We start from the raw sequence: 14,614 nt of genomic DNA, 5'->3' as shown, positions 1-14,614 counted from the left end.
GTGTAAACCGTAGTATTAAAAGAGCAGCATCAGAATGGTGTCGAAAACTTGAGTCGGCGCATGCTACCGAAAAGTGTGATTAAGTTCAAGAATGATGCGAATAATGGCGTACAAATGTGATCACGAATTGGTATTTATATGAACAATTTATTGGGCAAATATGAAGATAAAAAAGGCTACCAGATGGTAGCCTTTAATTTATTTATGCCGTTAAGCAGTTGAACGTAATGATTTAGCCTAGTTAAAGTTAGGCTTTGTCATCTCTGCCGATGCACGGTTTTTAGCCACTTGGCTACCTGCACCTTTAGCTTGGTAACGTTCGGTTTTGAACGGCGCTGCTGCAACCGTGATTTCGCGTAGCTCTTGAGGGCCAGGTGCTTTCGTCATCGGTGCGCTAGCGTTTAGCTTAGCCGCAACTTTAATGGCTTCGACTTTAGGCTCTGGTTTATCTACTGGCGCTTCGGCTGCAATCTCTTTTGCTGCTTCAACGATAGGCTCTTCAGCAGGTGCCGTTTCTACAATGACATCAACCGGTTCAGCATGTTCAGTTACAGGAGTTTCAACGATAGGCTCTACCGATGCTGTTTCTACTACTGCCGATTCAGCTTTTTCTGCGATTACTGTTTCAACAACAGGTGCTTCTACTACTGGAGCTTCCACTTTCGCTTCAACGGTTTCTTGAACCTTGTGTTCAACAACTGGCGCATCTGTTACGACAGGTTGCTCGCGACGAATAATCACTTTACCCATTGCCATTTCTGGACACGCAAAGCCACCTTGGATTGTAGGTACTGCTGCTACAGCTTCTTCCTTAACTCGCTCTTCCTTCTTAGGTGCTGGTTTCGGAATGTAACGTGGCATTACTTTACCCATAGCCATTTCAGGAGAAGCGACACCTCCCTTACGTAGGCGGAACGGGTTAGGGCGGCGATCACGGCCACGGCGACGACGCTGGCCGCTTGCACGCAGGTGACGTGGCGAACGACGATTACGACGTTGCTTAGACTCTGCTTGCTTGTTGTCTTGCTGTGCCTCTACCGCTGCTTCTGTTGGTTTTTCAACTTTAGCTTCAACCGTTTCTTGAGTCTTAACCGCTGTTTCTTCGGCTTTCTTCTCAATAGCTTCTTGGTCCTTAACGCGTACAGACTTGTTCAATTTGCGACGTTGGCGGCGCTCTTTCACTTTTTCTGCTTTCGCATTTTGCTGCTTCGGTTTGCTCTCTTCTGGTTTTGTTTCAGTACGAGCTTCCGCTGCTAGCTGCAGACCTTTTTCCGCTACTTTTGCGTTTGCTTTCTGCTCTTGGGCTTTATCTGCCTGTTGAGCTTTAGGTTTACGCTTTTGGTTACGGTTTTGCGGTTTATTTGTTTGTTGTTGAGCTTCGTTTTGCTCATTAGCCTGCTCATCACGAGGCTTACGACGACGTCGGTTATCGCGATTGTCGCGGTTATCACGATTATCGCGCTGGTTGCTATTGCGACGACGATCGTTACGATCACGTTTGTTACGTCGATTATCGCGATTTGGTTTTTTCTCTTCCTGAGGTTTCTGTTCTTCTTTTGTTTCTTCAGAACCACCGAATAGGAAGCTACCAAGTGCTTTAAACAGACGGCTGAACAATCCAGGTTTCTCTTCTTGTTCAACGTTTTGTTCTTTCTTCTTCGCCTCAGGAGCTGGTTTAGCTGCTGGTGCAGGTGCGGTTTGAGACGGAGCAGCAAAGCCTTTAAGAACTGGCTCTTCAATTCGTTTTGGTTTTACGTCAACTTCCGCTGGCTCTTTACCTTCTGCTTCTTTCATTGCTTCCAGTTTCTTAGGAAGTAAGTAAGAAATCAGATCGAACTCTTCGCCTTCACGAACACGGATAACTTCAAAGTGCGGTGTTTCCATATCAGAGTTAGGAACAACCGTAATTTTCACTTCTTGAATGCGTTCGATATGGTTTACTGAACGACGTTTTTCGTTCAATAAGTAAGAGGCGATTGGCACAGGTACGACTGCAAGTACTTGTGCTGTGTTGTCTTTTAGCGCTTCCTCTTCAATTAAACGAAGTACAGAAAGTGCTAGAGATTCGTTGTCGCGAACGACACCAGTTCCGCTACAGCGAGGACAGATGTGATGGCTTGCTTCTGCAAGAGAAGGGCTCAAGCGCTGGCGTGACATCTCCAACAAACCAAAGCGAGAAATACGACCGATTTGTACACGAGCGCGGTCAAGGCGAACGGCTTCACGTAGACGGTTTTCTACTTCTCGTTGGTGACGAACTGGGGTCATATCGATAAAGTCGATAACCACTAAGCCACCTAAGTCACGTAGACGCAATTGGCGAGCAATTTCGTCGGCTGCTTCTAGGTTCGTGTTTAGAGCTGTTTCTTCAATATCGCCGCCCTTGGTTGCACGAGCAGAGTTGATATCGATAGACGTTAGTGCTTCAGTCGGGTCAATAACAATAGAACCACCAGATGGCAGACGCACTTCACGTTGGAAAGCCGATTCAATTTGGCTTTCGATTTGGTAGTGGCTGAATAGTGGAACTTCGCCTTCATATTTCTTAACGCGGTTAAGGAAATCAGGGCGCACCAATTGAATGTGCTCTTTTGCACGTTCGTAGATGGTGTTGCTATCAATTAAGATTTCGCCAATATCACGACGCAAATAGTCACGGATTGCACGAACGATAACGTTACTTTCTTGGTGGATTAAGAATGGAGCAGGGTTAGAGTCCGCTGCACCTTTGATTGCACCCCAGTGGTTAAGTAGTACATTCAAATCCCACTCAAGCTCTTCAGCACTCTTGCCAACGCCAGCAGTACGTACGATTAGGCCCATGCCCTGAGGCAGTTCCAAAGTACTTAATGCGGCTTTCAGTTGAGTACGCTCGTCACCTTCGATTCGACGAGAAATACCGCCAGCACGAGGGTTGTTAGGCATCAGAACAAGGTAACTACCAGCAAGAGAAATGAAAGTAGTAAGAGCTGCGCCCTTGCTTCCACGTTCTTCTTTTTCCACTTGAACGATAACTTCTTGGCCTTCCGTTAGCACTTCTTTGATGCTTGGACGACCTTGGTAGGTGTAACCTTCAGGGAAATATTCGCGGGCAATTTCTTTGAGAGGGAGGAAACCGTGACGCTCGGCGCCGTAATCAACAAATGCGGCTTCTAAGCTTGGTTCGATACGTGTGATACGTCCTTTGTAGATATTCGCTTTTTTAGATTCATGACCTGGACTCTCGATATCAAGATCGAAAAGTCGCTGGCCATCAACCAGAGCGACACGCAACTCTTCTTTTTGAGTTGCGTTAATTAACATTCTTTTCATTGAAAATTCTCGTTGTCTTTTCTTTTATATCTTTCTTGTCGACTTGCCACTGTTTTTTCGCTCTTTCACGGTGCCTGATCCCATGGCTTGTATTTTGCAGCCTCCCGGCTGGAAGGGGATGCTCTCGGGCACTTCAGTCATCACAAGCCTCTTGTGGTTTCTGTTGGAAACGTAGACTTGTGACCCGCTATTTGGGCGGTAGGTACTCAACGTGAATATGCGAGGAGTAGGGTGGCAAGAGTGTTGAATTCGATGTGTCTCACGCCAATGCTGCACTCGACCTTCAACGATCTACTCACATTGCTTGAGGATAAATGATTGGTAATGAATAAAATGTAACCAAACCTTCCTTAGCAGCTGTGAACTATAGCAGTGCGCGTGGCTATCAGCAATCTGCTTTCACGCAAACGATAGAAAATTTGCCGCTAAACTCAAAATTTCTATTTTATAACTGGCTGTTTCATAAGCAATTGAGATGTGCAAACTGTTCAAGACAGAAAACAAATTGAGAACTTGATTGAGAGTTTTAATAATTTAAACAAAAGCTTGGCGAAATTTAGACCAGTATGTGCCACCGAGTGTTTCTTTTACGACAAGAATAATGTGAAGTCGCACGAAATTGAGTTTACAATACGGCTCATGAACGAAATAAGAACAAAAGTCCAGTTCGTCGACATTGACGAAGATATGGCGGGTCAGCGCATTGATAATTTTTTGCGCAACCAATTAAAAGACATTCCTAAAAGCATGATTTACCGAATTGTGCGTAAGGGCGAAGTGCGCGTAAATAAAAAGCGTATAAAAGCAGAGTACAAGTTAAAAGCAGGCGATCTCGTTCGTATTCCACCGGTGACCGTCGAGAAAAAAGATGACGATGTCGCACCAAGTACGAAACTTAACAAAGTCGCTGAGTTGGAAAGTATGATTATCTTCGAAGATGATCATATGTTGATTCTAAACAAACCATCTGGCACCGCTGTGCATGGTGGCAGTGGTTTAAAGTTTGGTGCGATTGAAGCGCTTAGGGCTCTGCGTCCTCAAGCTCGCTTTCTTGAACTTGTGCATCGTATTGACCGTGATACTTCAGGGATTTTGCTGGTTGCTAAGAAGCGTTCTGCACTTCGTCACTTGCAAGCCCAGTTTCGTGAAAAGACAGTAAAGAAGTTTTACTTAGCTCTTGTCATGGGGCAATGGAAAAGCAGTTGTAAGGTTGTGAACGCGCCACTGCTCAAAAACGAAGTGAACAGTATTGTTCGTGTTAACCCTAATGGTAAACCGTCAGAAACGCGTTTTAAGATTTTGGAAAAGTTTGAACAAGCTACATTGATTCAGGCGAGTCCGATTACTGGTCGAACTCACCAAATCCGAGTTCATACGCAATACACTGGTCACCCAATCGCTTGGGATGATCGCTACGGTGATCGTCGCTTTGATGCTTATACAGGTCAAGTTGGTTTAGATCGTTTGTTCCTACACGCGGCAAACATTAAGTTCCAACACCCATCAAATGATGAGTGGATGGAAATCAACGCACCGATGGAACCGAAACTAGAAAAAGTGTTGGCGGGTTTAAGAAACACGTAACCCTGTTTTCCTCGCGGATGCAAAAGGGAGCCTGTGGCTCCCTTTTATCGTATTTGGGTTAAAGGACATCGAGTCCTTGAACATGCAACATATCAATCAAATCAATCAATGGTAGTCCGACAAGTGTGTTCGGGTCTTTACCAACTAATTTCGTAAACAAACAAATTCCCATGCCTTCGCTTTTAAAGCTGCCTGCGCAGTAAAAAGGTTCTTCCCTGTCGACGTAGCGTTCGATTTGTTCAAGCGTTAAATCTCTAAAGTGCACCTCGAAAGAATCAAAGCCGACTTCTGTATGGTTTGTGACGGTGTTATGTACTGCAAGACCAGTATAGAAAGTGATGACTTTTCCACTTTGAGCCAAAAGTTGATTTATCGCGTTATCTCTATTTAAAGGCTTGCCAACGATTTCACCATTAATGACACAAACTTGGTCACTGCCGATAACTAAACTTGCTGTATCCGTCTGGCAAGATATTGCTTTCTCTTGGGCCAGTCTCTGCACAAGTTCAGTTGGCGTTTCTTGGTCAAAAGGTGTTTCATCGCAATCAGGTGATAAACAAACGAATGGTAGTGAGAGCTTTTCAAGCAGTTGTTTACGAAAAGGGGAAGTTGAGGCTAAAACCAGTTGGTAATTTTTCATTTTGAATTACAATTCGTGGGAGCATTTCCAATAGGATAATCGATCAAAAATGATTCTGGCTAATGCTCTGTATGTTAAGCGTAAAAAAGTACAACTTTTTTGCCTTTTTCTTTGACTAATTTTGATTTGGAAGATAATATTCGCGCCCTATGCAAAAGGTAAAAATACCGCGAACGGTTGACCCAGCTAAAGCTGCACAGAAACGATTGGATTACGATGGCATCATCCAAGCTAGTCTTTTCAAGCGCTTAGTGGAAACAACTGAAGGCGTAAAACGCGACGCAGAAGTCTCATTGTCATTTGGGATGGATGAACAGCGACTCGTTGTTATCTCTGGTAAAGCTAACATCGAAGTCGATTTAGAGTGTCAGCGTTGTAATGAGGTATTCGCACATGAGTGCGAAGTTGAATTCCTTTCTACTCCTTACTACGGTGAGAAAACAGAACAGGAAGCACCAGAAATTTATGATTTGGTAGATCTAAATGAATATGGTGAATTAGACCTCATACAACTTGTTGAAGACGAGTTCATCTTAGCATTACCTCAAATTGCGATGCACGATGAAGCGGATTGTAGCGTTGATTCAAATAACATGGTTTTTGGTGAGATTCCTGAAGAAATTGAGGAAGAAAAACCGAATCCATTCGACGTTTTGAAAAGTCTGAAAAAGTAATAGGTGTGGTAGCCGATTCTTCTTCAGGTTTTTAACCCAATAGTATAGGAGTAGGGTCAATGGCCGTACAGAAAAACCGTAAAACTCGTTCTAAGCGCGGTATGCGTCGTTCACACGATGCGCTAACTACAGCTGCTCTATCTGTAGACGCGACTTCTGGTGAAACTCACCTACGCCACAATGTAACTGCTGAAGGTTACTACCGTGGTCAAAAGGTTATCAACAAGTAAGGTTGAACCTTTGCAAAGTATTACCGTTGCACTTGATGCAATGGGCGGGGATTTCGGTCCACGCGTAACAGTGCCTGCCGCCGTGCAGGCACTGTCTCATTTCCCAGAGCTAAAAGTGATTCTTATTGGTGATCAATCTCTGATCACGTCTCAATTATCTCAACTCGGTACCTCGACCAGTTCCCGCTTGACTATTCTTCACAGCGAGAAAGTTATCTCGAACTCAGAAAAACCTTCATTGGCGTTACGTAATAGCCAAAATAGTTCTATGCGTATGGCTATCGATTTGGTTTCTGAGCAGAAAGCGGATGCTTGTGTTAGTGGTGGCAACACCGGTGCATTAATGGCACTATCGCGTTTCATTCTTAAGTTACTTCCTGGCATTGAACGTCCTGCTTTAGTTTCCGCTTTACCGACGATTACCGGAAAGCGCACTTGGATGCTAGATCTGGGAGCGAATGTATCGTGCGATGCTGATAGCTTGTTCCAATTTGCTGTAATGGGCAGTGCATTAGCTGAAGAACACTTGGGTCGTCCTCCTCGCGTTGCTGTACTCAATATTGGCGCAGAAGAGATTAAAGGTAACGATTTAGTCAAACGTTGCGCAGAAATGCTTTCTCAGACCGATGCGATTAACTTTGTCGGTTATATTGAAGGTAATCAAATTTTGCATGATGTTGCGGACGTCATTGTTTGTGATGGATTTGTCGGCAACGTATGCTTAAAAGCCAGTGAGGGAACAGCTCAACTTTTTATCGAAAAAATTAAAACCAGCATAATGGCATCAACGATAAAGGGTTGGATAGCTAGAAAGTTGTTTTCTAGGCTGTTTAATGAACTAAAAACACTGAACCCCGACCAGTATAACGGCGCAAGTTTGCTAGGATTGCGCGGCATTGTCATAAAAAGCCATGGAAGTGCGGATGTATCTGCGATTGTCAATGCACTTGGCGAGGCAGTACACGAGGTCAAACGACAAGTACCAAGCCGTATTAGCGATCGTTTGGAAGCGGTTTTACTCGAGAGGCATTATTAGTCTTCATGTATAGCAAAATTTTAGGTACTGGCAGCTACCTGCCATCTCAGGTGCGTACAAACGCAGATCTAGAGAAAATGGTAGATACAAGTGATGAGTGGATCGTTGCTCGCACGGGTATTAAAGAGCGTCGAATTGCTGCAGAAAACGAAACTGTAGCAGACATGGCATTCTACGCAGCTGAAAACGCTATCGATATGGCGGGTATTGATAAAAACGATATCGACCTGATTATCGTAGCCACAACGAGCAGTAGCCATACTTTCCCTTCATCTGCGTGTCAGGTGCAGGCAAAGCTTGGCATTAAAGGTTGTCCAGCTTTTGACTTAGCCGCTGCTTGTTCTGGTTTTGTGTACGCATTATCTGTTGCAGACCAACATATCAAATCTGGTATGTGCAAAAACGTACTTGTGATTGGTTCAGATACTTTGTCTAAAACGTGTGATCCGACAGACCGTTCAACCATTATCCTATTTGGTGATGGTGCGGGAGCCGTTGTCGTAGGCGCTAGCCAAGAGCCTGGCATTATCTCTACCCACATATACTCGGATGGTCAATTCGGAGAGCTTCTAAGCCTACCTGTACCTGTGCGGGGGCAAGATGCGGATAAATGGCTTCATATGGCTGGGAACGAAGTATTCAAAGTCGCTGTCACTCAGCTATCGAAACTAGTAAAAGATACGCTTGAAGCCAACAACATGCATAAGTCTGAACTAGACTGGCTAGTGCCGCACCAAGCGAACTACCGCATTATTTCAGCGACAGCGAAGAAACTTTCGATGTCACTAGACCAAGTCGTGATTACACTTGATAAACACGGCAACACATCAGCTGCGACGGTGCCAACAGCACTAGATGAAGCGGTACGTGATGGTCGTATTAAACGCGGTCAAACTCTGCTTCTTGAAGCGTTTGGCGGCGGATTCACTTGGGGCTCGGCCCTTGTGAAGTTCTAAGTTTCACAAGAATTCAAAATTTAAGGTGCACTTGGTGCATCTTATTTCTTTTTACTTTGCTTAAAGGAAAACAACATGAGCAAGTTTGCTATCGTATTTCCAGGTCAAGGTTCTCAAGCTGTAGGTATGCTTGCAGAACTAGGCGAACAATATGACGTAGTAAAACAAACATTTGCAGAAGCATCTGACGCACTAGGTTACGATCTATGGGCGCTTGTTCAAAATGGACCTGCAGAAGATTTAAACGAGACTTTCCGTACTCAACCAGCTTTGCTAGCTTCATCTGTTGCAATCTGGCGTGTATGGCAGGAACTTGGCTTAGAGCAACCAGCAAACCTAGCCGGTCACAGCCTAGGTGAGTACTCAGCACTTGTATGTGCGGGTGTTATTGACTTTAAAGAAGCCATCAAGCTGGTTGAATTACGTGGTCAACTTATGCAAGAAGCAGTACCAGCTGGTACTGGCGCAATGTACGCGATTATCGGTTTGGCTGATGATGCGATTGCAAAAGCGTGTGAAGACGCAGCGCAAGGCGAAGTGGTCTCTCCAGTAAACTTTAACTCGCCTGGTCAAGTCGTTATCGCTGGTAGCAAAGACGCAGTAGAGCGAGCTGGTGCGCTATGTAAAGAAGCTGGTGCGAAGCGTGCGCTTCCTCTTCCTGTTTCAGTACCTTCACACTGTGCACTTATGAAGCCAGCAGCGGAAAAACTTGCTGTAGCTCTTGAGTCTATCGAATTTAACTCACCACAGCTGCCAGTTATCAACAACGTTGATGTGATTGCTGAGACAGATCCTGCAAAAATCAAAGATGCGCTTGTTCGTCAGCTACATAGCCCAGTTCGTTGGACTGAAACAGTTGAACTGATGCACGAACAAGGCGTAGAAAATCTTCTTGAGCTTGGTCCTGGTAAAGTTTTAACAGGTCTAACAAAACGTATCGTGAAAACGCTAACTGCAGCAGCAGTGAATGATATCGCATCGCTAGACGCTGCGAAGTAATCCATCAAGCGATAAATTTGCGATAAGAAAAGGAAACACAACATGATGAATCTAGAAGGTAAGATCGCGCTAGTTACCGGCGCAAGCCGTGGTATTGGCCGCGCGATCGCGGAACTTCTTGTCGAGCGAGGTGCTACGGTTATCGGTACTGCTACTTCTGAAAGTGGTGCGGCTGCTATCAGCGAGTATCTTGGTGATAACGGTAAAGGCTTAGCGCTTAACGTGACTGATGTCGAGTCTATCGAAGCGACATTAAAAACGATCAACGAAGAATTTGGTGTGATCGATATTCTGGTGAATAACGCTGGTATTACTCGTGACAACCTATTGATGCGCATGAAAGATGATGAGTGGAACGACATCATCGATACCAACCTAACGCCTATCTACCGCATGTCTAAAGCGGTTTTACGCGGTATGATGAAAAAACGTGCGGGTCGTATCATCAACGTAGGCTCTGTTGTTGGTACCATGGGTAATGCTGGTCAAACTAACTACGCAGCAGCGAAAGCGGGCGTGATTGGTTTTACTAAATCAATGGCTCGTGAAGTTGCGTCTCGTGGTGTAACAGTGAACACTGTTGCTCCTGGTTTCATCGAAACTGACATGACTAAGGCGCTAAATGATGACCAACGTGCGGCAACTTTGTCGAACGTGCCAGCAGGTCGTTTAGGTGACCCACGTGAAATTGCATCAGCAGTAGTTTTCCTTGCTTCTCCTGAAGCAGCGTACATTACTGGTGAAACTTTGCATGTAAATGGTGGCATGTACATGGTTTAATGCGACAGTTTATGCAAAATAAGCTATTTTACATTGTGAAAAATAGCCTATAGTTGCAGTTAACTGTCATGAACTTGTCATGCTTATGCGCAAGATTTGTGCATGATTTAAGTCAAAAATGTATTGAAATTCGGTTAAATTCGCTAATTTTGTGGTTTGACCAGCAAGGACCCCCTTGCAACTTTCAATAGTTCGAATAAACTACGGAATCATCGCATTAGGCGAAATCTGTAAAGGAAAAGAAAAATGAGCAACATCGAAGAACGCGTAAAGAAAATCATTGTTGAACAGCTAGGTGTAGACGAAGCAGAAGTTAAAAACGAAGCTTCTTTCGTTGACGATCTAGGTGCTGATTCTCTAGACACTGTAGAACTAGTTATGGCTCTAGAAGAGGAATTCGACACTGAGATTCCTGACGAAGAAGCTGAGAAGATCACTACTGTTCAAGCTGCAATCGACTACGTAAACAGCGCTCAGTAATTAGCTCTCCCAGGCGGTCTCCTAGACCGCCTGTGTTCTTTCTAACTTCTTCTATCCTCTCATAGAAATATTCAATTCCCGGAGAATTATATCGTGTCCAAGCGTCGTGTAGTTGTCACTGGCATGGGTATGTTGTCACCGGTAGGCAACACAGTAGAATCATCTTGGAAAGCCCTGCTAGAAGGTCAAAGTGGTATCGTAAATATCGAGCACTTTGATACTACGAACTTCTCAACTCGTTTTGCAGGTCTTGTTAAAGATTTCGATTGCACAGAGTACATGTCTAAAAAAGATGCTCGTAAGATGGACCTTTTCATCCAGTACGGCATTGCAGCGGGTATTCAAGCTCTTGATAACTCTGGCTTACAAATTACCGAAGAAAATGCGGCTCGAGTTGGTGTTGCTATCGGCTCAGGCATTGGCGGTCTTGACCTTATCGAAACTGGCCATACTGCATTAGTAGACAAAGGCCCTCGCAAAGTTAGCCCATTTTTTGTTCCTTCGACCATTGTAAACATGGTTGCAGGTAACCTATCTATCATGCGTGGTCTTCGTGGTCCAAATATCGCGATTTCTACCGCATGTACTACTGGCCTGCATAATATCGGCCATGCAGCACGTATGATTGCCTACGGCGATGCAGATGCGATGGTTGCTGGTGGTGCAGAAAAAGCTTCTACGCCTCTTGGCATGGCTGGCTTCGGTGCAGCTAAAGCGCTATCTACTCGTAATGACGAGCCTCAAAAAGCGTCTCGCCCATGGGATAAAGGACGTGATGGTTTTGTTCTAGGTGATGGTGCTGGCATGATGGTGCTTGAAGAGTACGAACACGCAAAAGCACGTGGCGCGAAGATTTACGCAGAACTGGTTGGTTTTGGTATGTCTGGTGATGCTTACCACATGACATCTCCAAGCGAAGACGGCTCTGGTGGTGCACTTGCGATGGAAGCGGCGATGCGTGACGCTAACATCACAGGTACTCAAGTAGGTTATGTGAATGCTCACGGTACTTCTACTCCTGCTGGTGATGTTGCAGAAATCAAGGGCGTGAAACGTGCTCTTGGTGAAGAAGGTGCGAAGCAAGTTCTTGTGTCTTCAACTAAGTCGATGACGGGTCACCTATTAGGTGCTGCTGGCTCTGTTGAAGCAATTATCACGGTTATGTCTTTGGTTGACCAAATTGTTCCGCCAACCATTAACCTTGATGATCCAGAAGAAGGTCTAGACATCGACCTTGTGCCGCATACAGCGCGCAAAGTTGAAGGTATGGAGTACGCTATCTGTAACTCGTTTGGCTTTGGTGGTACAAACGGTTCTTTGATCTTCAAGAAGTTCGCTGAGTAACACTATCTAACCTAATTTAGATAAGCGAAACTTGTATTCTAACGGCTCGATGCTTAGCATTGAGCCGTTTTGTTTTATTTGTTGTCTGCTAATTTGAAGGTACGTGAATGTTTTGGGTAAATGGAGTTCCGCAAACGCATGTAGAGCTAGGTGATCGCTCATTCCAATACGGTGATGGAGGCTTTACCACCATCCTGACCCAAAATGGAGAGTTGGTTTACTGGCAGGAACATACTGAGCGCATGAGTGCTTGCCTTGACGCTTTGAAGATCTCTTCACCTGACTGGAAAGTTGTGCATGATTGGGCAAGCAAAGCGGTTTTATCTGACGCACGAGCGGGGGTGAAGATTCACGTTAGCCGCGGTATTGGCGGGCGAGGGTATAGCCCTAATGGGATTGAAAGCCCTATCGTGACGATTTCCAATTTTGCGTTTCCTTCTCATTATTCATCTTGGCAAGAACAAGGTGTGGACTTGGGCGTTTGTAATACTCGTCTAGGGATTCAACCTTTACTTGCGGGACATAAGCACAACAACCGTTTAGAGCAGATTCTCGCCAAGGCTGAAATCGACAATACAGAGTTTGCAGATGCAATAACGTTAAATGTGCAAAACCATGTCATTGAAACTACAATGGCCAACCTTTTTTGGGTTAAAGGTAATAAAGTATTTACGCCGGAGCTGACCTTATCAGGCGTTACGGGCGTAATGCGTCGTAAGGTGCTTGAGTTACTAAAAGTAAGTCATATTGAAGTCATCGAGGGGCGTTTTATACTTCCAGATTTGCTGAGTGCTGACGAGGCTTTCATGTGTAACTCAATATTAGGTGTCGCACCTATTCGCAGCATAGTGACATCGAACTCTAAGACTATATTTCCGATAGGAAAATTGACTCAACGACTGCAAGGGAATTTAACTACGTGATTAAAAAACTGTTGGCTTTTGTTGTGCTGATCGCAGTGATAGGCGCAGCAGCTGTTTTTTATATAATTTCACAGGCTAAACAATACGTTGAAAAGCCTATTCTATTGGAACAACCTCAGCTGTTTACTGTAGAAAGTGGTACAAGCTTTCATCATGTCATGCGCGCCTTAGTTGAAGATGAGGTGATTGAAACATCGGAGTACATCCGTTTAATTCCTCACTTATATCCAGAATTGTTGCAAGTGCGAGCGGGTACTTACCAACTTGAGCCTGGTATGTCACTTTCGCAAACATTGGAGCATCTGAATACTGGAAAAGAATACCAGTTTGCGATCACTTTTGTTGAAGGCAGCCGCTTTTCTGAATGGGTAGATCAACTAAAAAGTGCTCCTTATTTAAAGCATGATTTAACCGATCTTTCAGAAAAAGAAATGGCTGCGAAGCTCGGAATTGAGAGAGAAAAGCTAGAAGGGTTGTTTTTAGCAGAAACCTACCATTACACAGCGGGTGCGAGTGAAAGCCAGTTATTAAAACGAGCGCATCGAAAACTCAATAAAATACTGGACGCTAGCTGGGAAGCTCGTCAAGAAAAGCTGCCATTACAGGATAAATATGAAGCCTTGATTCTCGCGTCTATCATCGAGAAAGAGACGGCTATTGATTCTGAGCGTGAGCGCGTCGCTTCTGTGTTTATCAACCGATTGAACAAACGTATGCGGTTACAAACTGATCCGACAGTTATTTATGGTATGGGTGACGCCTACGATGGCAACATTCGTAAGAAAGATTTGCGTACGCCGACACCATATAACACCTATACCATCAATGGTTTGCCACCAACACCGATTGCGATGGCTGGTGAAGCTTCCATTGAAGCGGCTTTGAATCCAGAAAGCAGCAACTATTTATATTTTGTAGCAAGTGGAAAGGGCGGACATGTATTCTCGAAATCCCTTGCTGAGCACAACCGTGCTGTTCGTGCCTATTTAAGAGAACTAAGAAAGAACAAATGATGAAAGCAAACTTTATTGTCGTTGAAGGCCTAGAAGGCGCGGGTAAAAGCACTGCGATTAAAACCGTTTTAGATACGCTAAAAGCGGCCGGTATTGAGGATATCGTAAATACCCGTGAGCCAGGAGGCACACCGCTAGCAGAAAAAATGCGCGCTCTGGTGAAAGAAGAGCACGAAGGCGAAGAACTTAAGGACATGACGGAGTTGCTTCTTCTGTACGCTGCACGTGTTCAGTTGGTTGAGAACGTGATCAAACCAGCTTTGGAAAACGGTCAGTGGGTGGTTGGTGACCGACACGATATGTCGTCGCAAGCTTATCAAGGTGGTGGCCGTCAGATTGACGCATCGTTAATGAAAAATCTCCGGGATACAACGCTTGGTGATTTTAAACCTGCTCTCACTCTCTATATGGATATTGACCCTCGTGTTGGGCTTGAGCGTGCACGTGGGCGTGGTGAGTTAGATCGTATAGAGAAGATGGATATTAGTTTCTTCGAGCGTACACGTGAGCGTTATTTGGAGATTGCTCATGCCGATCCTTCCATCGTTATCATTAACGCAGAACAGACGATTGAAGGCGTGTCGCGTGATATTCGGGACGCTCTAAACGAGTGGCTAGCTCGTCAATAAGTGAAACGTAAATT

The 14,614-nt window shown here is 44.8% G+C and carries 14 protein-coding genes; 12 read left to right on the top strand and 2 right to left on the bottom strand.

Annotated features, from left to right (window positions below; all coding sequences use genetic code 11):
- Positions 1–237: 237 nt before the first annotated feature.
- Positions 238–3,312 carry a ribonuclease E gene (gene rne / locus R7Q38_RS06670; protein ID WP_137282265.1) on the bottom strand — a complete coding sequence of 1,025 codons (3,075 nt, stop codon included), beginning with the start codon at positions 3,310–3,312 and terminating at the stop codon, positions 238–240.
- A gap of 639 nt (positions 3,313–3,951) precedes the next feature.
- On the opposite strand from rne, the gene rluC reads away from it, so the two are divergent.
- Positions 3,952–4,896, top strand: coding sequence for a 23S rRNA pseudouridine(955/2504/2580) synthase RluC (gene rluC, locus R7Q38_RS06665; RefSeq protein WP_239938640.1), 945 nt, complete (start codon positions 3,952–3,954; stop codon positions 4,894–4,896).
- 58 nt (positions 4,897–4,954) lie between these two features.
- Here rluC and R7Q38_RS06660 read toward each other — a convergent pair whose 3' ends face one another.
- Positions 4,955–5,536, bottom strand: coding sequence for a Maf family protein (locus tag R7Q38_RS06660; RefSeq protein ID WP_213901623.1), 582 nt, complete (start codon positions 5,534–5,536; stop codon positions 4,955–4,957).
- A 149-nt stretch (positions 5,537–5,685) separates the two neighbouring features.
- On the opposite strand from R7Q38_RS06660, the gene yceD reads away from it, so the two are divergent.
- The 11 genes from yceD to tmk all read left to right on the top strand — a co-directional run bounded on the left by yceD (position 5,686) and on the right by tmk (position 14,600).
- Positions 5,686–6,210, top strand: coding sequence for a 23S rRNA accumulation protein YceD (gene yceD, locus R7Q38_RS06655; protein WP_005387307.1), 525 nt, complete (start codon positions 5,686–5,688; stop codon positions 6,208–6,210).
- Between the two features lie 59 nt (positions 6,211–6,269).
- On the top strand, positions 6,270–6,440 hold the full coding sequence (rpmF, locus tag R7Q38_RS06650) for a 50S ribosomal protein L32 (protein WP_005396978.1): 171 nt from the start codon (positions 6,270–6,272) through the stop codon (positions 6,438–6,440).
- A 10-nt stretch (positions 6,441–6,450) separates the two neighbouring features.
- Complete coding sequence (plsX, locus tag R7Q38_RS06645) at positions 6,451–7,476, top strand: phosphate acyltransferase PlsX (RefSeq protein ID WP_017633846.1); 1,026 nt, start codon at positions 6,451–6,453, stop codon at positions 7,474–7,476.
- 5 nt (positions 7,477–7,481) lie between these two features.
- Positions 7,482–8,432: a beta-ketoacyl-ACP synthase III gene (locus tag R7Q38_RS06640; protein ID WP_017633845.1), complete on the top strand. Its 951-nt coding sequence runs from the start codon at positions 7,482–7,484 to the stop codon at positions 8,430–8,432.
- 75 nt (positions 8,433–8,507) lie between these two features.
- Positions 8,508–9,431: an ACP S-malonyltransferase gene (gene fabD / locus R7Q38_RS06635; protein ID WP_054574794.1), complete on the top strand. Its 924-nt coding sequence runs from the start codon at positions 8,508–8,510 to the stop codon at positions 9,429–9,431.
- 45 nt (positions 9,432–9,476) lie between these two features.
- Entirely contained in the window at positions 9,477–10,211 is a 735-nt protein-coding gene (gene fabG, locus R7Q38_RS06630; RefSeq protein WP_031781117.1) for a 3-oxoacyl-ACP reductase FabG, read from the top strand.
- A 246-nt stretch (positions 10,212–10,457) separates the two neighbouring features.
- Positions 10,458–10,691 (top strand): acyl carrier protein, encoded by a 234-nt coding sequence (acpP, locus tag R7Q38_RS06625; protein ID WP_004406112.1) that lies wholly within the window; start codon positions 10,458–10,460, stop codon positions 10,689–10,691.
- 93 nt (positions 10,692–10,784) lie between these two features.
- Positions 10,785–12,035 (top strand): beta-ketoacyl-ACP synthase II, encoded by a 1,251-nt coding sequence (gene fabF, locus R7Q38_RS06620; protein WP_033905745.1) that lies wholly within the window; start codon positions 10,785–10,787, stop codon positions 12,033–12,035.
- 107 nt (positions 12,036–12,142) lie between these two features.
- The gene (gene pabC, locus R7Q38_RS06615; protein WP_065274708.1) at positions 12,143–12,958 is read left to right on the top strand and encodes an aminodeoxychorismate lyase; all 816 of its coding nucleotides are present in this window, start codon (positions 12,143–12,145) and stop codon (positions 12,956–12,958) included.
- Positions 12,955–13,971: an endolytic transglycosylase MltG gene (mltG, locus tag R7Q38_RS06610; RefSeq protein ID WP_005372950.1), complete on the top strand. Its 1,017-nt coding sequence runs from the start codon at positions 12,955–12,957 to the stop codon at positions 13,969–13,971. The genes pabC and mltG overlap by 4 nt, the downstream gene beginning before the upstream one ends.
- The gene (gene tmk, locus R7Q38_RS06605; RefSeq protein WP_005387350.1) at positions 13,968–14,600 is read left to right on the top strand and encodes a dTMP kinase; all 633 of its coding nucleotides are present in this window, start codon (positions 13,968–13,970) and stop codon (positions 14,598–14,600) included. The genes mltG and tmk overlap by 4 nt, the downstream gene beginning before the upstream one ends.
- Positions 14,601–14,614: the final 14 nt, after the last annotated feature.

Source organism: Vibrio sp. Vb0598 (assembly GCF_033338935.1).
Lineage (GTDB): Bacteria > Pseudomonadota > Gammaproteobacteria > Enterobacterales > Vibrionaceae > Vibrio > Vibrio alginolyticus.
This window is presented reverse-complemented; position numbering and strand designations above follow the sequence as displayed.